19 protein-coding genes are annotated in these 24,865 nt (G+C 73.1%); 9 read left to right on the top strand and 10 right to left on the bottom strand.

Translation table 11 applies throughout. The annotated features are described in order from the left end of the window. Positions 1-10 precede the first annotated feature (10 nt). The 4 genes from B1205_RS10070 to B1205_RS10085 are packed head-to-tail and all read left to right on the top strand — an operon-like array spanning position 11 to position 4,147. Positions 11-1,345, top strand: a complete 1,335-nt coding sequence (locus B1205_RS10070) for an ABC transporter substrate-binding protein (RefSeq protein WP_089155330.1) — start codon at positions 11-13, stop codon at positions 1,343-1,345. A gap of 6 nt (positions 1,346-1,351) precedes the next feature. After that, positions 1,352-2,314 carry a carbohydrate ABC transporter permease gene (locus B1205_RS10075; protein ID WP_089155331.1) on the top strand — a complete coding sequence of 321 codons (963 nt, stop codon included), beginning with the start codon at positions 1,352-1,354 and terminating at the stop codon, positions 2,312-2,314. A gap of 10 nt (positions 2,315-2,324) precedes the next feature. Further along, on the top strand, positions 2,325-3,149 hold the full coding sequence (locus B1205_RS10080; protein WP_089155332.1) for a carbohydrate ABC transporter permease: 825 nt from the start codon (positions 2,325-2,327) through the stop codon (positions 3,147-3,149). After that, positions 3,146-4,147, top strand: a complete 1,002-nt coding sequence (locus B1205_RS10085) for a glycoside hydrolase family 43 protein (protein ID WP_089155333.1) — start codon at positions 3,146-3,148, stop codon at positions 4,145-4,147. Before B1205_RS10080 ends, B1205_RS10085 begins: the two co-directional genes overlap by 4 nt. A 105-nt stretch (positions 4,148-4,252) precedes the next feature. On the opposite strand, the gene B1205_RS10090 is transcribed toward B1205_RS10085, so the two are convergent. After that, the gene (locus B1205_RS10090) at positions 4,253-5,749 is read right to left on the bottom strand and encodes an APC family permease (protein ID WP_089155334.1); all 1,497 of its coding nucleotides are present in this window, start codon (positions 5,747-5,749) and stop codon (positions 4,253-4,255) included. Positions 5,750-6,003: 254 nt separating this feature from the next. Between B1205_RS10090 and B1205_RS10095 the strand changes: the two genes are divergently transcribed. Continuing rightward, positions 6,004-7,653 (top strand): glycoside hydrolase family 10 protein, encoded by a 1,650-nt coding sequence (locus B1205_RS10095; protein WP_089155335.1) that lies wholly within the window; start codon positions 6,004-6,006, stop codon positions 7,651-7,653. Here the strand turns inward: B1205_RS10095 and B1205_RS10100 are convergent. Both B1205_RS10100 and B1205_RS10105 read right to left on the bottom strand, forming a co-directional pair. Next, complete coding sequence (locus B1205_RS10100; RefSeq protein ID WP_254909820.1) at positions 7,584-10,493, bottom strand: ATP-binding protein; 2,910 nt, start codon at positions 10,491-10,493, stop codon at positions 7,584-7,586. The genes B1205_RS10095 and B1205_RS10100 overlap by 70 nt on opposite strands. A gap of 133 nt (positions 10,494-10,626) precedes the next feature. Further along, complete coding sequence (locus B1205_RS10105) at positions 10,627-10,842, bottom strand: FmdB family zinc ribbon protein (protein WP_089155336.1); 216 nt, start codon at positions 10,840-10,842, stop codon at positions 10,627-10,629. 38 nt (positions 10,843-10,880) lie between these two features. Between B1205_RS10105 and B1205_RS10110 the strand changes: the two genes are divergently transcribed. The 3 genes from B1205_RS10110 to B1205_RS10120 all read left to right on the top strand — a co-directional run bounded on the left by B1205_RS10110 (position 10,881) and on the right by B1205_RS10120 (position 16,698). Then, positions 10,881-12,242, top strand: a complete 1,362-nt coding sequence (locus B1205_RS10110) for a lytic murein transglycosylase (RefSeq protein ID WP_176308509.1) — start codon at positions 10,881-10,883, stop codon at positions 12,240-12,242. Between the two features lie 72 nt (positions 12,243-12,314). Continuing rightward, positions 12,315-13,331, top strand: coding sequence for a GNAT family N-acetyltransferase (locus tag B1205_RS10115; protein WP_089155405.1), 1,017 nt, complete (start codon positions 12,315-12,317; stop codon positions 13,329-13,331). Between the two features lie 94 nt (positions 13,332-13,425). After that, positions 13,426-16,698: a lamin tail domain-containing protein gene (locus B1205_RS10120; RefSeq protein ID WP_089155338.1), complete on the top strand. Its 3,273-nt coding sequence runs from the start codon at positions 13,426-13,428 to the stop codon at positions 16,696-16,698. A gap of 23 nt (positions 16,699-16,721) precedes the next feature. Here B1205_RS10120 and B1205_RS10125 read toward each other — a convergent pair whose 3' ends face one another. After that, positions 16,722-17,312 (bottom strand): helix-turn-helix domain-containing protein, encoded by a 591-nt coding sequence (locus tag B1205_RS10125; protein ID WP_089155339.1) that lies wholly within the window; start codon positions 17,310-17,312, stop codon positions 16,722-16,724. 616 nt (positions 17,313-17,928) lie between these two features. Continuing rightward, a complete protein-coding gene (locus B1205_RS10130) occupies positions 17,929-18,270 on the bottom strand; it encodes a MerR family transcriptional regulator (protein ID WP_254909832.1) in 342 nt (113 codons plus the stop codon). Between the two features lie 64 nt (positions 18,271-18,334). Here B1205_RS10130 and B1205_RS10135 point away from each other — a divergent pair, with 64 nt between their 5' ends. Then, positions 18,335-18,913, top strand: a complete 579-nt coding sequence (locus tag B1205_RS10135; protein WP_089155341.1) for an NADPH-dependent FMN reductase — start codon at positions 18,335-18,337, stop codon at positions 18,911-18,913. Here B1205_RS10135 and hemB read toward each other — a convergent pair. The 5 genes from hemB to B1205_RS10160 are packed head-to-tail and all read right to left on the bottom strand — an operon-like array spanning position 18,907 to position 24,552. Beyond that, on the bottom strand, positions 18,907-19,890 hold the full coding sequence (gene hemB, locus B1205_RS10140) for a porphobilinogen synthase (protein ID WP_089155342.1): 984 nt from the start codon (positions 19,888-19,890) through the stop codon (positions 18,907-18,909). The genes B1205_RS10135 and hemB overlap by 7 nt on opposite strands. A 12-nt stretch (positions 19,891-19,902) precedes the next feature. Continuing rightward, positions 19,903-21,483, bottom strand: a complete 1,581-nt coding sequence (locus B1205_RS10145; protein ID WP_089155343.1) for a uroporphyrinogen-III synthase — start codon at positions 21,481-21,483, stop codon at positions 19,903-19,905. Next, complete coding sequence (hemC, locus tag B1205_RS10150) at positions 21,480-22,448, bottom strand: hydroxymethylbilane synthase (RefSeq protein WP_089155344.1); 969 nt, start codon at positions 22,446-22,448, stop codon at positions 21,480-21,482. Before hemC ends, B1205_RS10145 begins: the two co-directional genes overlap by 4 nt. Next, positions 22,445-23,818: a glutamyl-tRNA reductase gene (locus B1205_RS10155; RefSeq protein ID WP_089155345.1), complete on the bottom strand. Its 1,374-nt coding sequence runs from the start codon at positions 23,816-23,818 to the stop codon at positions 22,445-22,447. The genes hemC and B1205_RS10155 overlap by 4 nt, the downstream gene beginning before the upstream one ends. After that, positions 23,815-24,552: a redox-sensing transcriptional repressor Rex gene (locus tag B1205_RS10160; protein ID WP_089155346.1), complete on the bottom strand. Its 738-nt coding sequence runs from the start codon at positions 24,550-24,552 to the stop codon at positions 23,815-23,817. Before B1205_RS10160 ends, B1205_RS10155 begins: the two co-directional genes overlap by 4 nt. Positions 24,553-24,865: the final 313 nt, after the last annotated feature.

Raw genomic sequence — 24,865 nt, forward strand, 5'->3', positions numbered from 1 at the left:
AGGAGTTCCCATGATCCAGAACGAGATGAGCCGGCGGCGCCTGCTCGGCCTCGGCGTCGGCCTCGGCGCGGTGGCCTCGCTGACACTGGCCGGATGCGGCGGCGGCAGCAGCAGCCCCGACCGGGCCGGCTCGGCCGGCAACGGCGGCAAGGACTACACCGGGCCGAAGGTCGACCTGAAACTGTGGAACGGCTTCACCGGCGGCGACGGCGACATCTTCAAGGCGCTGGTTCAGCAGTTCAACAGCGAGCACCAGAACATCGCGGTCAGCGTGGTCACCTACGAGTGGGCGGACTACTACAGCAAGCTGCCCGGCGCGGTCTCCAGCGGCAACGGGCCGGACATCGCGGTCATGCACATGGACCAACTCGCCACGTTCGCCGCCCGCGGCACGATCAGCGAGTTGGACGACGTGGCCAAGAACCTGGAGCTGAGCGAGGGCGACTTCGCCCCCACCGTGTGGAAGGGCGGCCTCTACCACGAGAAGCGGTACGGTATCCCGCTGGACATGCACCCGCTGGGCTTCTACTACAACAAGGCGGTCATGCAGAAGGCCGGCCTGGACCCGAACAAGCCGCCGACCACCCGGGACGAGTACACCGCCGCGCTGACCGAGCTGAAGAAGTCCGGCGTGCAGGGCTTCTGGGTCAGCCCGTTCCAGTTCACCGGCGGGATGACGTTCTACAGCCTGCTGCACCAGTGGGGCGGGAAGCTCTTCGACGACGAGGTGGCCAAGGCGACGTTCAACTCCGACCCGGCGGTCGAGGCGTGCACCTGGCTGGTCGACATGATCAAGCAGGGCCACTCGCCGGCCAACGTCGGCCAGGACGCCGACTACCTGGCGTTCAAGAGCGGCAAGAACGCGTTCACCTGGAACGGCATCTGGCAGATCAACGACCTGAAGAAGAGCCCGAACGTGCAGTGGGGCGTGGCCCCGCTGCCGCAGATCGGCAGCCAGCAGGCCGCCTGGGCGAACTCGCACAACTTCACCATCGTCAAGCAGCGCGCGGCGAACGAGAACAAGGTCTCCGGCGCCAAGGTCTTCATCAACTGGCTGAGCCAGCACTCGCTGGACTGGGCCAAGGGCGGCCAGGTGCCGGCGCGCAAGACGGTCCGGGAGAGCGGCGAGTTCAAGGCGCTCACCGAGGTCAACGCGCTCGCCCCGGAGCTGGAGTACGCGGCGTTCCCGCCGGCGACCCCGGGCCTCGGCGAGGTCGTCCTGACCTTCTACAACGCCTTCAACGAGGCGGCGCTGAACAAGAAGTCACCGAAGCAGGCGCTGGACGACGGCGTGGCCAAGGCGAACAAGCAGCTTGAGGACAACCGCAAGAAGTACGGGAACTGATCCGTCGTGGCGGACGTGATCGAGGTCGGGGCGGCGCGTGACGACGCGCCGCCCCCGCCGGGGCGTACCCGTCGCCGGAGCGTGACGGAACGCGGCAACCGGGCGACGCCGTACCTCTTCCTCGCGCCGTACCTGGTCCTGTTCGGCGCCTTCGGTCTGGCGCCGATCCTGTTCGGGGTCTGGATCAGCCTGCACCAGTGGGACCTCCAACTGCCCAACCGGCCGTTCATCGGGCTCGGCAACTACCGGGACCTGTTCTCCAGCGACTCGGCCATCTACGGCGACTGGTGGTCGAGCGTCCGGGCGACCGGCACCTTCACGCTCCTCTCGGTGCCGCTGCTGGTGGTGATCCCGTTGGGCCTGGCCCTCCTGCTGAACGAGAAGTTCCCCGGCCGGACGTTCTTCCGGGCCGCGTTCTTCGCCCCGTACGTGCTCGGGGTGGCGGTGATCGGCCTGCTCTGGCGCTTCCTGCTGGACGCCAACCTGGGCCTGGTCAACCTGCTGCTCGGCGCGGTGGGGCTCCCCTCGGACACGCCGTGGGTCACCGACGTGCCGTGGGCGTGGGTGTCGCTGGTCGGCGTGACCGTGTGGTGGACCAGCGGCTTCAACGCGGTGATCTACCTCGCCGGTCTCCAGGACATCGCGCCGGAGCTGTACGAGGCGGCGCAGGTCGACGGCGCCGGCAGGTGGGACCGGTTCCGCCATGTGACGATCCCCGGCCTGCGCCCGGTCATGCTCTTCGTCCTCACCACCACGATCCTCGCCTCGGCGAACGTCTTCGGGCAGGCGCTGCTGATCACCCAGGGTGCGCCGGGCGAGCAGACCCGGACCGTGGTCTGGCGGATCGTGGACGAGGGCCTGCGCGACTACGACGCCGGTCGGGCCGCCGCGATGAGCGTGTTCTTCGCGCTGATGCTGGCCGTGGTGAGCGTCGTCAACTTCCGGCTGTTCCGCTACCGGGAAGACTGAGGGGCAGACCATGTCGAAACTAGGCACGGTGGCGCGTTACGCCGTACTGCTGCTGATCACCGCGGTCTTCGTGACCCCGCTGGTGTGGATGCTGCTGACATCGGTGAAGACCTACGACGACGCCCAGCAGGATCCGCCGACCTGGCTGCCGAACCCGTTCTCCACCTACGGCTACGACCAGATCCTGAACAGCACCGCCAACCCGGTGCTGCGCTGGTTCCTCAACAGCATGCTGGCGGCCAGCCTGCACACGTTGCTGGTGCTGGCGACCGCGTCGATGGCCGCGTACGCCCTGGCCCGGATGCGGTTCCGCGGTCGCGGCCTGCTGTTCGCGCTGATCGTGGGCACGCTCTTCCTGCCGCCCACCTCGCTGATCATCCCGAACTTCATCATCGCCGAGCGGATCAACTGGATCGACACGCTGACCATCGTGGTCGTGCCCGGCGCGGCGAGCGCGTTCGGGGTGTTCTTCCTGCGCCAGTTCTTCCTCTCCATCCCGGCCGAGTTGGAGGAGGCGGCGGTGCTGGACGGGGCGAACCAGTGGCAGATCTTCCGCCGGGTGCTGCTGCCGCTGTCGAAGCCGGCGCTGGCCACGCTGGCGGTGCTGTCGTTCCTGACCAACTGGAACGACTTCCTCTGGCCGGTGTACGTGCTGTTCAGCCCGGAACGGCTGACCCTGCCGGCGGGCCTGGGCCTGCTCCAGGGCGCCTACGTGACCGACTATCCGGTGATCATGGCGGGCGCGATGCTGGCGAGCGTGCCGGTACTGGTCCTGTTCGTGTTCGCCCAGCGCCACGTCATCCAGGGCGTCTCCCGCAGCGGCCTGAAGGGGTGACCGGCCGGATCCGGCGCGGCGCGGCGGCCCTGACCGCCGCGCTGCTCGCCGCCGGTTGCGGCGGCGGATCAACCCCATCGAGTACGCCGGAGGACGCGAACGTGTTCACCAACCCGGTCGTGGCCAGCGACGCACCCGACCCGCAGGCGATCCGGGTCGGCGAGACCTGGTACCTGTTCCACACCAACGCCGGCGGTCGGAACGTCCCGGTGCTCACCTCGCCCGACCTGGTCGACTGGACCCCGGCCGGCGACGCGCTGCCGGAACTGCCGGACTGGGCGGACGCCGGGAAGACCTGGGCGCCGGAGGCGATCCAGCTCGCTCCCGACCGGTTCGTCCTCTACTACACGGTGGCCGACCGGGCCTCCGGCCGGCAGTGCCTGGGCCGGGCGGTGGCCGACACGCCGCTCGGCCCGTACCGGGACGACTCCGACGAGCCGCTGGTCTGCCAGCCGGAGCTGGGCGGCTCGATCGACGCCAGCCCGTTCCGGGACACCGACGGCAGCCTGTGGCTGCTGTGGAAGAACGACGGCAACGCGATCGGGGTGGACACCTGGCTCTGGTCGCAGCGCCTCACCCCGGACGGGCTGCGGCTGACCGGCCCGGCGACGAAGCTGCTGCGGCAGACCGAGCCGTGGGAGGGCAGCCTGATCGAGGGGCCGTTCCTGCACCGGCACGACGGCACGTTGTTCCTGTTCTTCGCCGCCAACGCCTACGACAAGGACACGTACGCCGAGGGGTACGCGGTCTGCGAGAGCCCGGCCGGGCCGTGCGTGAAGGCGCCGGAGAACCCGATCCTGAAGAGCAACGATGTGGCCACCGGGCCGGGGCACGCCTCGATCGTCGAGCGGGACGGCCGGACCTGGCTGCTCTACCACGCCTGGCCGCCGGGCCAGGAGGGCACCACCGACCCGGGCCGCCAGATCTGGCTCAACGAGCTGCTCTGGACCGACGGCAAGCCCTCCGTGCGCGGCCCCCTCCGCCAGGTTCAGCGGTAAGGCGGGGGCCCCGCTTAACGTTTCCGGTAGAGGAAGGGGCCCCGCTTAACACTCAGGTGTTAAGCGGGGCCCCTTCCTATCATCTGGCCGGGGTCAGGGTCAGGGTCAGGGGGTGGGGGCGGGGGTGGGGGTGTCCTCGGCGTGTTCGCGGCGGGCCAGGCGGTTCTTGCGGTGGCCGTAGCCGAAGTAGATGACCGCGCCGAGCGCCATCCAGATCAGGAACCGCACCCACGTCTCCACCGACAGGTTGAGGCTGAGGTAGAGGCAGGCCACGGCCGTGACGATCGGCAGCACCGGCGAGAACGGCACCTTGAACGGCCGCTCCAGGTCGGGGCGCTTCTTGCGCAGGATCGGCACCGCGATCGCGACCAGCATGAACGCGCAGAGCGCGCCGATGCTGACCAGGTCGGCGAGCGCGTCGAGCGGCAGGAAACCGGCGAGCAGCGCGACCGCGACCGTCATGATCGCGGCGATCCGGTACGGGGTGCCCCAGCGCGGGTGCACCTCGGCGATGGCGGGCGGGATCAGTCCGTCCCGGGCGATGGCGAAGCCGATCCGGCCCATGGCCACCAGGTCGACCAGGATCACGCTGGTCAGGCCGGCGACGGCGGCGATGGAGACGAGCGTCGCGGCCCAGCCGGCGCCGACCGCACGGAACGCGGACGCGATCGGCGCGCCCTCGTCGATCTCGGTGTAGTTGACCATGCCGACCACGACCAGCGAGACGCCGATGTAGAGCACGGTGGAGATGACGAGCGTGCCGAGCAGGCCCAGCGGCAGGTCGCGCTTGGGCTTGCGGGTCTCCTCACCCAGGTTCGCCACGGCCTCGAACCCGGTGTACGCGAAGAACACGACCGCGGCGGCGGTGAGCACCCCGACGAAGCCGAAGACGGAGGGCTCCAGCCCGAAGAGGGCCTGGGTGACGGGCTGCTTGAGGCCGTCGTCGCCGGCGCCGGCCGGCTCGGCGGACGGGATGAACGGGGTGAGGTTGGCCGCCTTCACGAAGAACAGCCCGGCGATGATGACGAAGGCACAGATCGCCACCTTCACCAGCACCAGGACGTTGGTGACCCGGGCGGACTCGCGGATGCCGACGATGGCCACCACGCCGAGCAGCAGCACGATGCCGATCGCGCCGAGGTTGACGACGCTGCCCTCCTCGGCGAACCAGGTGCTGGGCAGGCCGAACAGGTCGGCGAGGTACCCGGACCAGCCTCGGGCCACCACCGCCGCGCCGAGCGCGAACTCCAGCAGCAGGTCCCAGCCGATGATCCAGGCGACGATCTCGCCCATGGTGGCGTACGCGTAGGTGTAGGCGCTGCCGGCGGTCGGCACGCTGGAGGCCAGTTCGGCGTAGCAGAGCGCGGCGAGCAGCGCGACCGCGCCGGCGATGCCGAAGGAGATCACCACGCCGGGGCCGGCGCTGTTCTTCGCCTCGACGCCGGTCAGCGTGAAGATGCCGGTGCCGATCACGATCCCGATGCCGAAGCCCATCAGGTCGAACGAGCCGAGCCGGCGGCGCAGCCCCGGCTTGCCGTCTTCGCCGTCGGCGTCGCCCTGGGCGATCACGTCCTGGATCGGCTTGGTGCGCAGGACTGACATGGTTCACCTCCCCCTACGGTGCGACCACCATGGTTGGCGGTCTGTGACCGGCCAAGCTACCCAGCGGTTCCTCCGGCCAATCCCCCATCGGAGGTGTCGGAATCATCACGAAGTGCCGGTGCCGGGGTCTTGCGCGGGATCGGGATTGATGAAAGTTTCCTACCGGTGGCCTGCACCGGTCGGCGAATCTTGACGATCTTCGCCGGCGGCCGGTCACCGTCCGTCCCCCGGACCCGATGAAGGGACCGCACCGCATGAAGGCAACTCGACTCGGCGCCGCCACGCTGGCCATGGCGCTGCTCGGCGCGCTGCTCGCCGGCACCCCCGCGCAGGCCGCCCCGATATCCTCGACCTCCACCGACTGCGTCACGAACCCGGCCACCCCGAAGCGGGAGTTCCGGGCCATGTGGATCGCCTCGGTGACCAACATCGACTGGCCCAGCAAGGACTCCTGGACCGCCCCGGACCAGGTCGCCAAGCAGAAGGCCGAATACCTGGCCTGGCTCGACCTGGCCCGGAAGCTCAACCACAACGCCGTCGTGGTCCAGGTCCGCCCGACCGCGGACGCGTTCTGGCCCTCACCGTACGAGCCGTGGTCGGAATACCTGACCGGCGTACGCGGCAAGGACCCCGGCTGGGACCCGCTGGCCTTCCTGGTCGCCGAGTCGCACAAGCGGAACCTGGAGTTCCACGCCTGGTTCAACCCGTACCGCGTCTCCATGCCGGCGCCCGGCGGCGCCGGCGCCGACCTGTCGCAGCTCGCGCCGAACAGCCCGGCCCGGGCCCACCCGGACTGGGTCTTCGCCTACCCGCCGGCCGGCGTCGCCGGCAGCCGGCTCTACTACAACCCCGGCATCCCCGAGGTCCGCGAGTTCGTCCAGACCGCGATGATGGACGCGGTCAAGCGGTACGACGTCGACGGCGTGCACTTCGACGACTACTTCTACCCGTACCCGAGCGGCACCCACCAGGTGCCCGACGACGCCACGTTCGCGCAGTACAACCGCGGCTTCACGGACAAGGCCGACTGGCGGCGGGACAACATCAACCTGCTGATGCGGGAGATGAACGCCAAGATCAAGGCGGCCAAGCCGTGGGTGAAGTTCGGGGCCAGCCCGTTCGGCATCTGGCGCAACGCGTCGGCCGACCCGAACGGCTCGGACACCACCGGCTCGCAGTCGTACGACATCATCTCCGCCGACACCCGTAAGTGGATCAAGGAGGAGTGGATCGACTACGTGGTGCCGCAGCTCTACTGGTACATCGGCCAGTACCCGGCCGCCGACTACGCCCGGCTGGTGCCCTGGTGGGCCGAGCAGGTGCGTGGCACCGACGTGCAGCTCTACATCGGCCAGGCCGACTACAAGAGCGGTGACCCGGCGTACGGGTCGTTCTGGATGAACCCGCAGGAGCTGTCGAACCACCTCACGCTGAACCGGTCGTACCCGGAGGTGCTCGGCAACGTGCACTTCTCGGCCGTGCAGGTCCGGGCGAACCGGCTCGGCGCCACCGACATCTACGCCGCCGAGCACTACTCCCGCCCGGCGCTGGTGCCGACCATGACACACCTGCCGCACAAGCCGCTGCTCTTCCCGGTGGTCACCGGAGCCCAGCGGGAGGCCGACGGCGTGCGGCTGAGCTGGCGGCAGCCCGCCGACGGCAAGGGCCCACTCGGCACCGCCACGTCGTACGCGATCTACCGGTTCGACGGGCTCGGCCTGGCCGGTCGGTGCGACTTCGCCGACGCGTCCCACCTGGTCGGCACCGTCCGGGCCACCGACGGCGGCACCCAGTCCTGGGTGGACACCACGGCGGCCCCCGGCGCGCGGTACACCTACCACGTCACCGCGCTGGACCGCCTGTGGAACGAGAGCCCGGCCAGCCCGCCGCGCTTCGTCCGCTGACCCACCGGACGCCCCCGGCCCGCCACCGCGGCCGGGGGCGTCCGCACGCTCAGCCCGCCGTGCTGCGCGGCTCGGCGGCGGGGCGGGGCCCGGACCCGCCGAACCAGAACGANNTCGACGTGCAGCGCCAACGCCGCCGCCTCGTCCAGCCGGAGACCGGCCCCCGCGCCGTACGCCGCGTCGAACGCCTCGTCGCCCAGCGTCCGGCGCAGCTCCGCCTGCCGGGCCAGCCAGTACGGCCCGTAGATGCCCGGCGTGGCCCGCAGGCTCGCCCGGGTGGCGTGCGCCGCGCCGAAGAGCCGGGCCGCGGCCACCGCGTCCCCGGCCAGCGCGCAGCGCACCGCGATCGCATTGATCGTGTCGCAGGCCCGGCCCAGGTAGCCGTGGCTCATCCGGGACCGCAACGCCACCAGCAGATGCTCGTGCGCGGCGACCAGGTCGCCCCGGGCCAGCGCCACCATGCCCAGCAACATGTCCACCGAGCGGCGGCCCCGCTCGGCCGGGCGGGACGCCTCCACCGGCCGGGCCGCGCCGAGCACGTCGGCCGCCTCGTCCAACGCGCCCCGACGCCAGAGCAACTCGGCGAGGTTGTAGACGGCCAGCAGCGCGTCGCCGACCACGTCCTGCGCGTACGCCCAGTCGATGACCTCGTGGCAGACCCGCTCCGCCTCGGCGAACTGCCCCATGTCGACCAGCGGCGCGGCGCGACCGGCCAGCACCCGGGCCAGCAGCCCCAGGTCGCCGGCCTGCCGGGCGGCCGCCTCGGCGCGCTGCGAGTAACGCAGCTCCTCGGCGAACTCCCCGTCGGCCCCGGCGTGCAACGAATGCATGTGGTACGCGGCGGCCAGCTCCGCCTCCGGGATCGTCTCGCCGGTCTCGGCGATCCGGCCGTAGAGCCGGAACAGCCAGAGTCGCCCCTCCCGGGCCAGCCCGCGCTCCCGCCACCACTGGTCCAGACCGCCGGCCAGGTGCAGCCCCGACCGGGCGCTGCCGCCGGTGGCGCACCAACGCAGCGCGGCCCGCAACTCCCCGGCCAGCGGGTCGAGCGCGTACAGCGAGAGGGTCACCGGCCGGCCGTCCGGACCCAGGTGCGCCCGGTCCAGCGCGTGCCGGGACCAGGCGACGTGCCGGTCCCGGGCGGTCTGCTCCTCGCCCGCCTCGATCAGCCGGCGGGCCGCGTACGCCCGGATCGGGTCCAACATCCGGTAGGTGCTGCCCGACGCGTGCGGCTCGGCCAGCACCATCGACTTGTCCACCAGCACCGACAGCGGGTCGAGCGGGTCCTCGTCGAGCAGCCACTGCACGCTCGGCAGGTCCACCGGGCCGGCGAAGACCGCCATCCAGCGCAGCAGCCGGGCCGAGCGCGCCCCGAGTGTCCGGTACGACCAGGTCACCGTGGCCTGGATGGTCAGGTGCCGCTCGCTGGCGGAACGGTGCACCGCCCGGGTCGCCGGGGTCGGCGGCGCGGACCCGGTCGCGGCCGCCACCAGGTCGACGGTGTCCCGCTGGTTGCCGCTCCAACCGGCCTCCACCGGCGGCGGCTCGGCCGTCTCCCGGCCGGCGTCCAGGGTGCCGAGCATGTCGTCGAGGCGCTCGGCGAGCTGCCCGGCCGACAGCACCCGCAGCCGCGCCGCGGCCAGCTCGATGGCGAGCGGCAGCCCGTCCAACCGGCGTACCACCCGGCGCAGGTCGGCCTGCTCGGTCGGGTCCGGCGGCCGGCCACCCCGGGCCGCCGCGGTGCGGGCCAGCAGCAGGGCCACCGCGTCGCTGCCCCCGCCGCCCGGGCCCTCGTCCACCGACAGCGGCGGGATCCGCCACACCACCTCGCCGGGTACGCCGAACGACTCCCGGCTGGTCGCCAGCACCCGCACGTCCCGGCCGCCGGCCAGCAGCCGGGAGATCACGTCGGCCGACGCGGCCGGCTGGGCGTCGCAGGTGTCCAGCAGCACCAGCATCCGGCGCGACGCCGCGTACTCCACCAGGGTGTCGACCATCGGGCGGCCCGGCTCCGGGCGGAGGCCGAGCACGGCGGCGATCTCGAAGGCCACCAGCCCCGGGTCGGTCACCGCGGCGATGTCGACGAACCACACCCCGTCCGGGTACTCCTCGACCATCCCGGAGGCCAACTCGACCGCCAGCCGGGTCTTGCCCGCACCGCCCGCGCCCAGCACGGTCACCAGCCGGTACGCCTCGACCAGCCGCCGCAGCTCGGCCCGCTCGAAGTGCCGGCCGACGAACGAGGTGGCCTGGGTGGGCAGGTTGTGCGCCGCCGCGTCGGCGGTGCGCGGGCGCGGGAACCGCCGCTCCAGGCCGGGCGCGACGAGCTGGAACAGCCGCTCCCGGTCGTCGAAGCCGCGCAGCCGGTGCAGGCCCAGGTCGATCAGGGACGCGCCGTCCGGCAGCGGGTCGGCGTGCCGCGCGGTCGCCGCCGAGCAGAGCACCTGCCCGCCGTGCGCGGCGGCGGCCACCCGGGCCGCCCGGTGCACCTCGGGGCTGGCGTACTCGCCGTCGCGGGCCTCGGCGTACCCGGTGTGCAGGCCCATCCGGACCCGGGGCGTGGCGTCGGGGTTGGGCCAATCGTGGCCGGCCAGCGCGCGTTGGGCGGTCAGGCAGGCGTGCACCGCGGTGGCCGCGTCCGGGAAGGCGAGGAAGAACGAGTCGCCCTCGGTCAGCAGCTCCGCCCCGTCGGTGCCGGCCAGCGTGTCGCGCAGCAGCCGGCGGTGCTCGTGCAGCACCGGGCGGTAGACCGGGCCGAGCATCCGGGCCAGTCGCGTCGAGCCCTCGATGTCGGTGAACACGAAGGTCACCCACCCGCTGGGGAGGTGGATCCGTGGCGACATACGTCGAACCTCCGCCCGCTGACGTCGGATTCATGCTGCCCCATGACCGAGTCGTCACGCATCGTGAGAACGGCCGGGCAGATTCCGACCAAAGAGTCACCCGGGCGGCGAGCACCGGCCGGGCGGGAAAAGATCAGCAGCCGCAGGCGCCGCCGCAGCAGCCACCGCCGGCGGGAGCGGACGGACCGCCCCCCGCGCCGCCCCGGCCGGTCACCGCGACGGCGGAGAGCAGCTTGACCGTGTCGGCGTGGCCCTGCGGGCAGGTCGCGGGCCGGCCGGCCTCGGCCATCGGACGGTTGACCTCGAAGGTGTCGCCGCAGGCGCGGCAGCGGAACTCGTACCGGGGCATGCGACCAGCGTACGGCCGGGCCTGACGACGCGACACGGATGGGTGATACTCGACAGGTGGTGGACGGCGAACGGCGAACGACGGCCCGGCCCCTGCGACCCGCCGCGCCGCCCGACGGCGGCGCGGGGCCGATTCCGCGAGCCCGGCGTGTCCCCGCCGCCGAGCCGCCGTCCACACCGGACCCCCGGCCCGGGGCCGGCGCGAAGCCCGCGACCAGGGCCGATGCGAAGGCCGACGCCGGGTCGGGCGCGGAGCCCGAGGCCGGGGCGGGCGCGGAGCCCGCAGCCGGAGCCGGCGCGGAGCCCGGCGCCGGAGCCGGCGCGAAGCCCGAGGCCGGCCCAGGCGCGGAGCCCGGCGCCGGAGCCGGCGCGAAGGCCGGCGCGGAGCCCGAGGCCGACGCGGGGAGCGGCGGCGAGGGGAGCGGCGGGGTGCCGGCCGTGGCCGGTGGGCGGCGCCGTCGGGTGCCGTTCGCGCACGCGGTCCGGGTGCAGCCGCGACAGCTCGCGGTGAGCGCCGCCCGCGCCACCCACGCCTGGTCGCGCCGCCCCGGCGGACGCACCGCCCTGCCGGCGCTGTTCCTGCTCGTGCTGGTCGGGGTCGCCGTCGCGGCCGGTGCGGTGTTCGTGCCGGCGGCCGTCCGCGAGCCCGGCCCGGTCGCGGTCGGCGCCACCACGGCCGGGCCGGGTCAGAGCGTGCCGCAGACCGCCGCCGTACCGGGGGCGACCGCCGCGCCCGCGCTCCCGGGACCGACCGGCCTGCCGGGCACCGTCGGGCCGACCGGCACGCTGCCGCCCGGCGCAACCGCCGCCCCGGTCCTGCCGACCGGCCGCCCGGCCGACGCGCTGGCCGGCTGGGCGCAGCAGGTCGGCCGCACCACCGGCATCCCGGTGGTGGCGCTCCAGGCCTACGGGTACGCCGAGCTGGTGCTCACCCAGACCCATCGCAGTTGCCAGCTGAGCTGGACCACGCTCGCCGCCATCGGGTATGTGGAGTCCGGGCACGGCTCGGCCAACAAGGCCACGCTGCGCCCCGACGGGGTGGCCGCGCCGGAGATCCTCGGCGCCCGCCTCGACGGCCAGGGCGGCCGGTCCCGGATCACCGACACCGACCAGGGCCGGCTCGACGGCGACCGGGAGTTCGACCGGGCGCTCGGCCCGATGCAGTTCATCCCGAGCACCTGGCAGGAGATCGGCGCGGATGCCGACAACGACGGCGTGAAGAATCCGCACGACATCGACGACGCGGCGCTGGCCGCCGGCGAATACCTCTGCAAGGGCGGCCGGAACATGACGATCCCGGGCGACTGGTGGGGCGCGATCCTGTCCTACAACGATGTACGGCGGTACGCTCAGGACGTCTTCGCCAAGGCCGACGAATACGGGCGGCACAGCGGCACGTGATGTGACCGCTCGCGTACATTCGTGGACTCAACCCTTCCCCCGAGCTGCGGTTGGCGGCAAGCTAGACGGGTGATGGTGCGCGAGTGGGACCCTCGGACCGCGTCGTCCGCCGAGATCGCCTCGCTGGTGGACACGCTGAACGCGGTCCTGGCGGCTGATCTGCCCCAGGATCCGCCCTGGCGGGGGACCTCCATGCGGGAATACCTCTCCGAGGTGATGTCCGACGAGCGCCGGATCTCCTGGCTCGCCCAGGACGACCCGGCGCCGGACGGCACGCCCGGTGCCGTGCTCGGGCACGTGCACGTGCTGCTGCTCGGCGGGATCGGCGTGCTGGAGGTGCTGGTGCACCCGGCGGCCCGGCGCACCGGCCTGGGCCGCGAACTGGTCCGGGTGGCCGCCCGCCGGGTCTGGGACGAGGGCTTCCAGTCGATCGGCGTCGAGGTGGTCGGCGACACCCCGGCCATCGCGTTCTACGAGGCCCTGGGCTTCGCCCGGGAGTACGTCGAGACGCGCAGCGTGCTCGACCTCGACACGGTGGACTGGTCGGCGCTGACCGAGATGGCCACCGGGGTGGGCGCGGGCTACCACGTCGAGTTCTGGCCGGGCGGGCCGCCGGACGGCCTCATCGAGGCGTACGCGCGGGCGAAGGCCGAGGTGCGCGACGTGGACGACGGCGAGCTGCGGCCCAGCTCCTACGACCCGGAGCGGCTCCGCGACAGCCTCGCCACGCTGCACCGGCGCGGCATGAAGCCGTACATCGTGCTGGCGCTGCACGAACAGACCGGCGAGGTGGCCGGGTTGACCGAGGTGGTGGTGCCGGCGCAGCACCCGACCCGGGCCGACCAGTACGACACCATCGTGGTCCGCGACCACCGAGGTCACGGCATCGACCGGGCGATCAAGGCGCGGATGCTGCTGGAACTGCGCTCGGCCGAGCCCGAGGTGGCCGAGGTGCAGACCTGGAACGCGCAGGACAACGAGGCAATGCTCAAGGTCAACGCCGAGCTGGGCTACCGGCCCGACCGCGACTGGTGCGAGTACGGCGTGGACGTCGCCGAACTGGTGCACCGGCTGGACAGTCACCGCTGACGCCCGTTCACCAAACGGCTGCCCGGGGGATGGACGACGGACGGCCGTGACCCTTAACGTGCGTTAGTTCCCGCCCACCCATCGTGGAGGCTCCATGCGCCCGCGCCGCACACTGGCCGCGCTCGCGACCACCGCCGCCGTCTCCGTCACGGCCATCGGGGTCGCACCCCCCGCGGCCAGCGCCGCGCCCACCGACCTGTTCATCTCCGAGTACGTCGAGGGGTCGTCCAACAACAAGGCCGTCGAGCTGTTCAACGGCACCGGCGCCCCGATCGACCTGGCCGCCGGCGGTTACCAGCTTCAACTCTTCTTCAACGGCGCGACCACCTCGACCAACGTGGCGCTGACCGGCACCGTCGCCGCCGGGGACGTGTTCGTCTTCGCCGCCGCGTCGGCCGCGCCGGCGATCCTCGCCCAGGCCGACCAGACGTACACCGGGTCGCTGTTCAACGGCGACGACGCGATCGTGCTGCGCAAGGACGGCACGGTGGTCGACTCCCTCGGCCAGGTCGGCGTCGACCCGGGCACCGAGTGGGGCAGCGGGCTCACCAGCACGGCCGACAACACGTTGCGTCGGCTGCCCTCGATCAGCGCCGGCGACACCGACCCGACGGACCCGTTCGACCCGGCCGCGCAGTGGGCCGGCTTCACCACCGACACGTTCGACGGGCTGGGCAGCCACACCGTCGACGGCGGCGGCCCGGTCGACCAGCCACCGACGCTGACCTGCGGCGGCGCGCTCACGCTGGAGGCGGGCGCCACGGCCACCCGCGAGGTGACCGCCACCGACGCCGACGACACGATCACCGACCTCGCGGTCACGGCGGTCGTCCCGACGCCGACGAGCGGCTCGATCAGCCGTACCGCGTTCACCCCGGCGACCGCAGCCGGCGGCACGGCCCGTGCCACGCTGACCGCGACCGGCCTGCCGGCCGGCGGCTACACGGTCACCGTCACCTCGACGGACGCCGAGGGCGGCACCGCCACCTGCACACTCGCCGTGCAGGCCACCAGTGTGCTGTCGGTGGGTGAGGTGCAGGGCCGCACCGCCGACGACGAGAGCGGCCGCGACGACCGGTCGCCGCTCGCGCCGACCACCGGCAACGGCACCAGCACCCTGCTGTACGACGTGCGGGGTGTGATCACCGGAAAGTCGCTGACCCGCAGCTCGGCCGGGGCCGACCAGTGGGGCTTCTACCTCCAGAGCCGGCTCGGCAGCGAGGACGGCGATCCGCTCACCTCGGACGGCCTCTTCGTCTTCATGGGCTCCTTCACCACGCTGATCGGCGGCTACGCCCCGACCGTCGGGGACGAGGTCGTGCTGCGCGGCCGGGTCTCGGAGTACTTCAACCAGACCCAGCTCTCCGGTGCTTCGCTGGTACGCAAGCTCGCCTCCGGGCTGGACGTGGACACCGCCGTCCGGGTGGACGACGCGGTCCCGCCGGCCGAGGCGGGCGCGGCCGACCTGTTCTGGGAGCGGCACGAGGGCGAGCGGATGCGCGTCCGCGCCGGCAGCGGCGTCTCCGCGCCCCGGCACATCTACGCCTCCACGGCGGACTCCGAGATCTACGTGCTCGACCGCGAGGACCCGATCATGAAGCGGTCCGACCCGTACGCCCGCCGGGTGTTCCGGGACGCGCACCCGCTGGACGACATCCCGGGCACGCTCTTCGACAACGGCAACAACCAGCGGATCCTGCTGGGGGCCGGCGGGGTGAAGGCGACCGCCGGTGAATCCGGGGCGCTGCTGCCCGAGGCGCGCACGTTCGACACGCTCACCGAGGACGCCTACGGCTCCGTCTCGTACGCGTTCAGCAAGTACAGCGTGCAGCCCGAGCAGCTCACCCTGACCGGCGGCGCGGACCCGGCGCAGAACCACCCGCCGCAGCCCGCCGACCGCGGCAGCGAGGTCGCGGTCGCGACCTACAACGTGGAGAACCTGTACGACTACCGGGACGACCCGTTCGACGGCTGCGACTTCGCCGGCAACAGCGGCTGCCCCGGGGTCAGCCCACCGTTCGACTACGTGCCGGCCAGCCCGGAGGCGTACGCCGCGAAGCTGGCCACGCAGGCCCGGCAGATCGTCGCCTCGCTGCACAGCCCGGATCTGATCCTGGTGCAGGAGGCCGAGGACCAGGACATCTGCTCGGTGGTCGACGGCAGCCTGGCCTGCGGTGACACCAACAACGCCGACGGCGCGCCGGACACGGTGCAGGAGTTGGCGTTGGCCATCGCCGCGAACGGCGGGCCCACCTACGCCGCCGCGTACGACCGGACCGGCGCGGACGCCCGGGGCATCGCCTCGGCGTTCCTCTACCGCACCGACCGGCTGACGCTGGCCCAGGCAACCGCCGGTGACCCGCTGCTCGGGTCCGCGCCGACGGTGCAGTACCGGTCGGCGGCGCTGCCGTCCAACGCGGACGTGCAGAACCCGAAGGCGTTCAACGCGGTGCTGCCGGCCGACGTGGACCGGTCGACCGGTGTGGACGGCAGCAACGTCTACACCCGCGCCGCGCAGCTGGCCCGGTTCACGGTCCGGGCCACGCCCGGTTCGACCGAGCGCTTCACGCTCTGGGCGGTGGCCAACCACTTCTCGTCCGGGCCGGACAGCCGGGTCGGCCAGCGTCGCGAGCAGGCCGGGTACGGGGCCGCGCTGGTGCGGGCCGTCGAGGCGGCCGACCCGGACGCTCGGGTGGTCTACGGCGGCGACCTGAACGTCTTCCCCCGCCCCGACGACCCGATCGCCACCGGGCAGAACCCGACCCCGTCGGACCAGCTCGCCCCGCTCTACCAGGCCGGCCTGCACAACCTCTGGGACGACCTGGTCTCGGACGCCCCGGCGGCGGCCTACTCGTACACCTTCAGCGGGCAGGCGCAGACGCTGGACAACATGTTCGTCAACGACCCGATGCACGAGGACCTGGTGCAGGTGCGGACGGCGCACATCAACGCCGACTACCCCACCGACGCCGTGGACCTCGGGGACCGGGGCGCCAGCGACCACGACCCGACGGTGGCCCGGTTCCGCTCCCGCGCCGCGCTGCGGGTGGCGGACACCTCGGTGGCCGAGGGCGACAAGGGCACCACCACGATGACGTTCACTGTCACCGTGTCCCGCCCGCTCTCCGAGCCGGCCCTGGTGTGCGCGGCCACCTACGGCACCACCGCGCAGGCCGGCGCGGACTACGACCCGTACGTGGGCTGCCGGGTGCTGGCCGCGGGCCGCACCTCGCTGGCCTTCCCGGTCACCGTCCGCGGTGACCGCAAGCGCGAGCCGAACGAGCAGCTCACGCTGTACGTGGCCGGGGTGCCGGGGCTCCGGCTCGCCGACCCGTCCGGCGTCGGGACGATCCTGAACGACGACTGATCGACACCCCGCGCGGCGGCCCGTCACTTCGCTCTCCAGCGGATCGGCGGGCCGCCACGGTATCCGCACCGTTGCGGGTCGGGCGGGGGCGGCACATTGCGGTACTTGGCCACCCGCACCTCCCACTGGCTGCGGCGCCGCAGCGCGTCCCGGACGGCCCGGTCCCGGTAGAACGTCTCCGGTGGCCGGGCGAGCCCGTACCGGTCGGCCCACCACTCCCCCGGCTCCGGATCCGTGACGACGTCGAGGTGGGACGGATACCGCCGCTCCGCCCCGTCGCGCAGGTCGGCCCGGTCCCGCATCGGCTTGAGCACCGTGCCGGCCTCGTCGACCACGACGAGCCGGAAGCCGGCCGTGCCGACGATCCGCGACAGCATGGCGAGACTGGGCGCCAGGCTCCCGGCCTCGATCCGCCCGACGGTGGTCGGGTGCACCCGCGCGTACCGGGCCAGCTCACGTTGGCTGGCGTCGGCACGGCGACGGACCGCACGGACGATCCCGGCCGCCGGAAAGGGCACATCGAATGGCTCGGTGAGAAGCGCCGCAGCGTCGGGCGGGGTGGCGGCGTCGGCCGGGGTGGCGGCGTCGGGCACGGTGTCGGCGTCGTCTGTCACCCCGCCACGCTCGCTCTCTCGCGGGGCTCCGGCAACCCCGTCCTGCCCGGCTGTGGAAAACCGGGCATCCGCCGCCCGATTGCCCCCCCCCNAGTGCTACGTGCGCCAGCCACCCACGCCTCACCACCAGCCACACGAAAGCCCTCATATAGGGGCAAAAGTGAGCAGCGCTGGGCACCGGACCACCCCACCCCTTCCCGACTTTGCTTTGCAGCCATCGGATCAGCGGTAACCGATGGTGACTGGTGCGTGGGCGGCTGCAGAGCAAAGTGGCGAGAAGGTGATTCCGGCGGCGGACAGGATGTAACTTTCTGTTACTGGCACGGTGCGAGAGTCAAGGATTATTGGGCGAGGGGCGGGGCACCGCACGCCGCGAGCGGGCGCCGCCGGATGCGGCGGGACACCGCCACGAACGGCATGGCCCGGCACGGCGGGGAACAGCACCGCCCAACCCCGCGCAGAACCGCACCGCCTGGCACAGCGGAGAACCGCACCGCCGCGAGCGGGCACCGCCGGACGCGGCGGGGCAGGCCGCCGGGGTAGACGGCAGCACCGTGACCCGGGCGTGCACGCAGGCGAGGGTGAGCAGCGCCTACGGAGGTCCGGCGGGTGTCAGCTACAGGTCACAGAGCCGACGCCCGGAGTGGGTGTCTTCCAGGGCGGCGTGCAACACGGCGATGCGCCGTTCCGCCTCGGCGGTGAGCCGGTCATGCAGTCGCTGCCAGTCGGCCAGGCTCGGCTCCGGAGGCAGGGCGGCGAGCAGGTCCCGGATCTCACCGACGCTCAGGCCGATCCGCTGCGCCACCCGGGCGACCCGCACCCGACACGCCGCCTCCGGGCCGAACCGCCGCTGGTTGCCGCTGGTCCGGCTGGCCTCAATCAGGCCCTGCCGCTCGTAGAAACGGATCGCGGAGCCACTGACCCCGCTCTCGCGGGCGACCTCGCCCACCGTCAGCATGCCCACGGTCGCTCCTGAACAGCGGCTTGACTTCAACAATCGTTCAAGTCATAGCGTCCATCGTATGACGACACAAGAACCGCCGCTCACCCTCGCCGTGCTCGTCGGCAGCGTTCGCCGCCCCCGGATGGGGCGGATGATCGCCGACTGGTTCGTCGACCACGCCGGTCGCCACGAGGGTCTCCGCACCGACCTGGTCGACCTCGCCGAGGTGCCGCTTCCGCTCGCCGACACCCCGCCCGGCGGCAACCCGGCCAGCCCGATCGCCGGCCGCCTCGACGCCGCCGACGCCTTCGTCGTGGTCACCCCGGAATACAACCACAGCTTCCCGGCGGCGCTGAAGAACGCCATCGACTGGCACCACCGGGAGTGGATGGCCAAGCCGGTCGGGTTCGTCTCCTACGGCGCCGGCTCGGGCGGGATCCGGGCGGTCGAGCAGCTCCGGCTGGTCTTCGCCGAACTGCACGCCACCACCACCCGCAGCGGCGTGGTGCTCACCGCGCCGTGGGAGCGCCTCGACCGGGAGGGCCGGCTGGTCGCCGACGAACCGCTGGAGCGGGCCGCCGACGCGACGCTCGGCGAGTTGGTCTGGTGGGGCGAGGCGCTCCGGGCCGCGCGCCGGCGGCGACCGTACGGTCAGTAACGCTCGCGGAGCATCTGGGCCGCCTCGACCGCCCAGTAGGTCAGGATGATCTGGGCACCCGCGCGGCGGATCGAGGTGAGCGTCTCCAGCATCGTCCGTTCCCGGTCGATCCAGCCGTTCGCGGCGGCGGCCTCGACCATCGCGTACTCGCCGGAGACCTGGTAGGCGGCGACCGGGACGTCCACCGCGGCCCGGACCGCCGACACCACGTCGAGGTAGGGCAGGGCCGGCTTGACCATCACCATGTCGGCGCCCTCGGCGACGTCCAGCTCGACCTCGCGCAGCGACTCCCGCAGGTTCGCCGGGTCCTGCTGGTAGGTGCGCCGGTCCCCCTCCAGCGCCGACTCCACCGCGTCACGGAACGGGCCGTAGAAGGCGGAGGCGTACTTCACCGCGTACGCGAGCACCGAGACGTCCTGGTGCCCGGCGGCGTCCAGGGCCCTGCGGACCACGCCGACCTGGCCGTCCATCATCCCGGACGGCCCGACCACGTGGACCCCGGCGTCGGCCTGGGCGACCGCCATCTCAGCGTACGCGGCCAGCGTGGCGTCGTTGTCCACGCCGCCGTCCGGGGTGAGCAGGCCGCAGTGCCCGTGCGAGGTGAACTCGTCCAGGCAGAGGTCGCTCATCACCACGGTGGCGTCGCCGACCTCGGCGATCACGTCCCGGATCGCCACGTTCAGGATGCCGTCCGGGTCGAGGCCGCCGGAGCCGGTCTCGTCCCGCGTGGCCGGCACCCCGAACAGCATGATCCCGCCGACCCCGGCCTGGACCGCCTCGACGGCCGCCTTGCGCAGCGAGTCCCGGGAGTGCTGGAGGACCCCCGGGAGCGACGCGACGGCCCGCGGCTCGGTCAGCCCCTCCTTGACGAACATCGGCACGACCAGTTCGGCCGGGGCGACGCGGGTCTCGGCGGCCAGCCGCCGCACGGCCGCGTTGCGGCGCAGCCGGCGGGGCCGGATCTCCGGGTACGGCATGGGGGCCTCCTGTCAGCGGAACCTCAGGGCGGTCGGGCCCTGCACCTTCGAGCCGCGGCGCTGCTTCGCCGGCATGGCGGCGAGCTTCTCGCGCAGCTCGACGGCGTAGGCGGCGAGCGCCTCCACCAGGTCGGGCACCGAGGCGTGCGGCGGCTGCACGTCGACCCGCAGGCCGAACTCCGTCGCGGTCTCCGCCGTCTTGGGCCCGATGACGGCAACAACGGTACGGGCGTGTGGCTTCCCGGCGATGCCGACGAGGTTCCGGACGGTGGAGGACGAGGTGAAGAGCACCGCGTCGAACCCGCCCGACTTGATCGCGTCGCGGATCTCGGCCGGCGGCGGCGCCGCCCGCACGGTCCGGTACGCGGTGACGTCGTCGACCTCCCAGCCTCGCTCGGTCAGGCCGGCGGCGAGCGTCTCGGTGGCGATGTCGGCGCGCGGCAGCAGCACCCGGCCGACCGGGTCGAGGATCTCGTCGTGCGGCGAGAACTCGGCCAGCAGCCCCTCGGAGGACTGCTCGCCGGCGGGGACCAGCTCCGGCTGGATGCCGAACGCGCGCACCGCGTCGGCGGTCGCCTCGCCGATGCAGGCGATCTTGACGCCGCCGAAGTGCCGGGCGTCGAGGCCGTGCTCGCCGAACTTCTCCCAGACCGCCCGGACCGCGTTCACCGAGGTGAAGATCACCCAGGCGTACCGGCCGTCGACCAGGCCCTTGACCGCCCGCTCCATCTGGGCCGGGGTACGCGGCGGCTCGACCGCGATGGTCGGCACCTCGCACGGGATCGCCCCGTACGCGCGCAGCCGCGCGCTCATCGCGCCGGCCTGCTCCTTGGTGCGGGGCACCAGCACCTTCCAGCCGTACAGCGGGCGGTTCTCCCACCAGCTCAGCCTGTCGCGGTCGGTGACGCCCGCGCCGACGGTGAGCACGACGCGGCCGGTGAAGCCGAGCGCCGCCGCGACGAACGAGTCAACGGTCGACGTGGTGGTGTACTGCGTCTCGCCGGTGCCGTCGCCGGTCACCCCGACCGCCGTGGCGCCGTCGACGCCGGCGGCCAGCAGGCCGTCCCGGACGGCGGCCAGGTCGCCGGCGTCCACCGCGAGCGCCAGCGAGCCCCGGCCCACGGCCGCGGCGAGCGCGTCGAAGTCCAGCGCGGTGACGTCCTCGACGTCGGCCGCGGTGCGTACGCCCGGCAGCGGGACACCCGCGTAGGTGGCGACGCCCTCGGCCTGGCCGACGCCCGGCACCACCTCGAAGTGCGCGGCGGTGCGCGCCACCGCCTGCACCTCCTTGACCACCGAGTCGTGGCCGAACGGGTCGCCGGAGACCAGGTGCACGGCGTTCTGTCCGGAGCGGGCCGCGGAGATCAGCACCTTCGCCACGTCCCCCGGCACGCCCTCGGCGGGGCTGAACTCGGCGTCGGACCGGGCCTGGGCGCGGACGTGGGTGAGCAGCGACTCGGGGACTCCCCGGTCGTACACCACGTGGTCGGCCTCGACCAGGGCGTCGAGCGCCCGGCGGGTCAGCAGGCCCGGGTCGCCGGGGCCGGCCCCGACGAAAGCGATCCGGCCTACGGGCTTACGGGTGCGGGTCATTCTGTGCTCCCAAGTTGCTGGGTCCCCGGGCCGGCGTGTCCTTCTTGGCCGAGGATCGAGTCGGCGCCGAGTTCGAGGAGTTCGGCGGCGAGTGCCTTGCCGATCTCCGCCGCGTCGGCGGGCGTTCCGGTGCGGGACAGTCGGAGGTCACGGGAACCGTCCGGGCTGATCACCGCACCGCGCAGGTAGATCTCCTCACCGGTCTCACCCTCCGCGAGTTCGCCGTAGGCGGCCACGGGCGCGCTGCACCCGGCCTCCAGGGTGGCCAGCAGCGCCCGTTCCGCGGTGACCGCGGCCCGGGAGGGCGCGTGATCGAGCCGCGCGAGCAGCTCGATCAGGTCGTGGTCGTCGGCCCGGCACTCGACCGCCAGCGCGCCCTGGGCGGGTGCGGGCAGCATGAGCATCGGGTCGAGCGTCTCGGTGATCACGTCGGCGCGACCGATCCGGGTGAGCCCGGCCCGGGCCAGCACGACGGCGTCGAGGTCGGCGTCCGGGCCGAGCACCCGGCCGATCCGGGTGTCGATGTTGCCCCGGATCGGGGTGACCTCGAACTGCATGCCCAGCGCGTGCAGCTGGGCGATCCGGCGCAGCGCGCCGGTGCCGATCCGCGCGCCGGGCGGCAGCTCGGCGAGCGTGCGACCGCCGGTGGCGACGAGCGCGTCGCGCGGGTCCTGCCGGGGCGGCACGGCCGCGATGTGCAGGCCGGACGCCGCCGCGGTGGGCAGGTCCTTGTACGAGTGCACGGCGAAGTCGATCTCACCGGCGGTCAGCGCGTCCCGCAGCGCGGAGACGAAGACGCCGACGCCGAGCCGGTGCACCGGTGCGGTGGAGCGGTCCCCGGCGGTCACCACCTCGACCAGCTCGACCGGGCGACCGGTGGCCGCGGTGAGCGCCTCGGCGACGTGGCCGGACTGGGCGAGCGCCAGGACGCTGCCCCGGGTGCCGAGGCGCAGGGGGGCGGTCATCGCGCACCTCCGGTGGGCGGGACGCCGGCCGCGTCGAAGGACGACCGGCCGTCGATGTCGGTGGCGACCACGTCGGGCACGGTGTCGACCGGGGACGTCTGCGGCACTTCCAGGTCGAACAGCTCGCGCAGCAGGGCCGCGTACTGGTCGCCGCCAGGCTCGGCGGCGAGCTGACGGACCCGTACGGTCGGCTGGTGCAGCAGGCGTTGCACGACCCGGTGCACCGTGCGGGAGACCTCGGCACGCTGGTCGTCGGTGAGGTCGGGGCGACGCTGCCCGAGCCGGCGCAGCTCGGCGGCGACCACGTCGTCGGCCCGGCCGCGCAGGGCGGCCACGGTCGGCGCCACGTCGGCGCCGCGCAGCCAGCTCAGGAACGCCTCGACCTCGCCGGCCACGATCCGGGTCACCTCGGCGGCGTCGGCGGCGGCCGGACCGTCGGCGAGGACGGCGGCCATCCGGTCGATGTCGATCACCTCGACGCCGGGCAGTTCGGCGACGCCCGGCTCGACGTCGCGCGGGACGGCCAGGTCGAGCAGGACCAGCGGCCCGCGGTCGGCGTCCCGGCGGGCCACCGCCCGGGTCACCACGTCCCGGGTGAGCACCGCCTCGGTGGCGGCGGTCGCGGCGACCACGATGTCCACCGTGGAGAGCGCGTCGACCAGGTCGGCCATCGGCACGGCGGTCGCGCCGTACGACTCGGCGAGCCGGACCGCGCGGGCGGCGCCCCGGTTGGTGACGGTGAGCGGGCCGGCGCCCAGCCGGGACAGGGTGGCCACGCTCAGCGAACCCATCGCCCCGGCGCCGACCACCATGGCCGGCCGGCCGGTCAGCTCGCCGTCGAGCAGGCCGGCGGCGAGGTCGAGGGCGGCGGTGACCACGCTCTGCCCGGCCCGGTCGATGTCGGTCTCGGCGTGCGCGCGCTTGCCGACCCGCAGCGCCTGCTGCATCAGCTCGTGCAGCAGCCGCCCGGCCGAGTCGGCGCCGCCGGCCCAGTGGTAGGCGTCGCGGAGCTGGCCGAGGATCTGCGCCTCGCCGACCACCATGGAGTCGAGCCCGGCGGCGACCCGGAAGACGTGGTCCACGGCGGCGGCGTCGTAGTGCACGTAGAGGTGCGGAGCGAGCGCCGCGGGCGGGCAACTGGCCTGTTCGGCCAGGACCGCGCAGATGTCGCCGAGCCCGCCGTGGAACCCGGAGACTGCGGCGTAGATCTCCACCCGGTTGCAGGTGGAGACGAGGACCGCCTCGGCGACGTACGGCTGCGCGACCAACCGGTCCAGCGTGCGGGTGAGGTCCGCGGGCGGGACGGCCAGCCGTTCCAGGGTGGCGACCGGGGCGGTGCGGTAGGACGCGCCGACGACGAGCAGTTTCACGTGCCGATCGCCTCCTGGGAGTCGGGGGCCGCGAGCCCGCCCGGCAGCGCGGTCAGCGACGCCTTGCGGTGCTCGTGGAAGGACAGGATCTGCAGCTCGATCGCGAGGTCGACCTTGCGCACGTCGACCCCTTCCGGGACCGAGAGTACGCACGGCGCGAAGTTGAGGATGCTCGTCACGCCCACGGCGACTAGCTGGTCGGCGACCGCCTGGGCGGCCGGCGCCGGGGTGGCGATCACGCCGATCGAGATCGACTCCTCGACGGCCACCCGGGGCAGTTCGTCGACGTGCCGGACGATCAGACCGTTGATCTCCTCGCCGACCCGGGACGAGTCGGCGTCGAGCAGTGCGGCGATCCGGAACCCGCGACTGGCGAAGCCGTCGTAGCCGGCCAGGGCGTGACCGAGATTACCCACGCCGACCAGCGCGACGGCGCGGCACTGGGTGAGCCCGAGCACGGAGGAGATCTGGTCGACCAGCAGCCCGACGTCGTAGCCGACGCCCCGGGTGCCGTACGAGCCGAGGTGGGACAGGTCCTTGCGGAGCTTGGCGGAGTTGACGCCGGCGGCGTTCGCCAGGCCCTCGCTGGACACCGTCTCGTGGCCGGCGTCGGCGAGCGCGTGCAGCGCACGCAGGTATTCCGGGAGCCGGGACACGGTCGCCTCGGGCAGGTCCGGAAGCGCCGGTACGGCACCGGTGCGGCCGGGCGCGCCGGTGGGACGGTGCTGACTCATGAGACTCCGTGCGGTGCGATCCTCGACCAGCGACGGAGGCCGGCCGTTTCGGGACTCCCGCTGGCGACCGATGTTGCTGGCTGTGCTAGCAGGGCGCGTCGGAACTACAGAGTAGGCGCTTGTGAAGAGGTGCACAAATCGCGATCTTGATGACCGGCGACGCGCCTCCACCTGCCCCTCCATTCCCACAAGATCGATCAATCGCGCTCCTCCACGGCGCCTGGCGATTATTGCTCAATCCCGACTTCTCTGACCAATCGCGCGTGCCCCGTAGCGCTCCGTGACCGGAGCGGAGAGGCGCTTCTCACGTCTG

Source organism: Micromonospora sp. NBS 11-29, from assembly GCF_002140155.1.
Lineage (GTDB): Bacteria > Actinomycetota > Actinomycetes > Mycobacteriales > Micromonosporaceae > Micromonospora.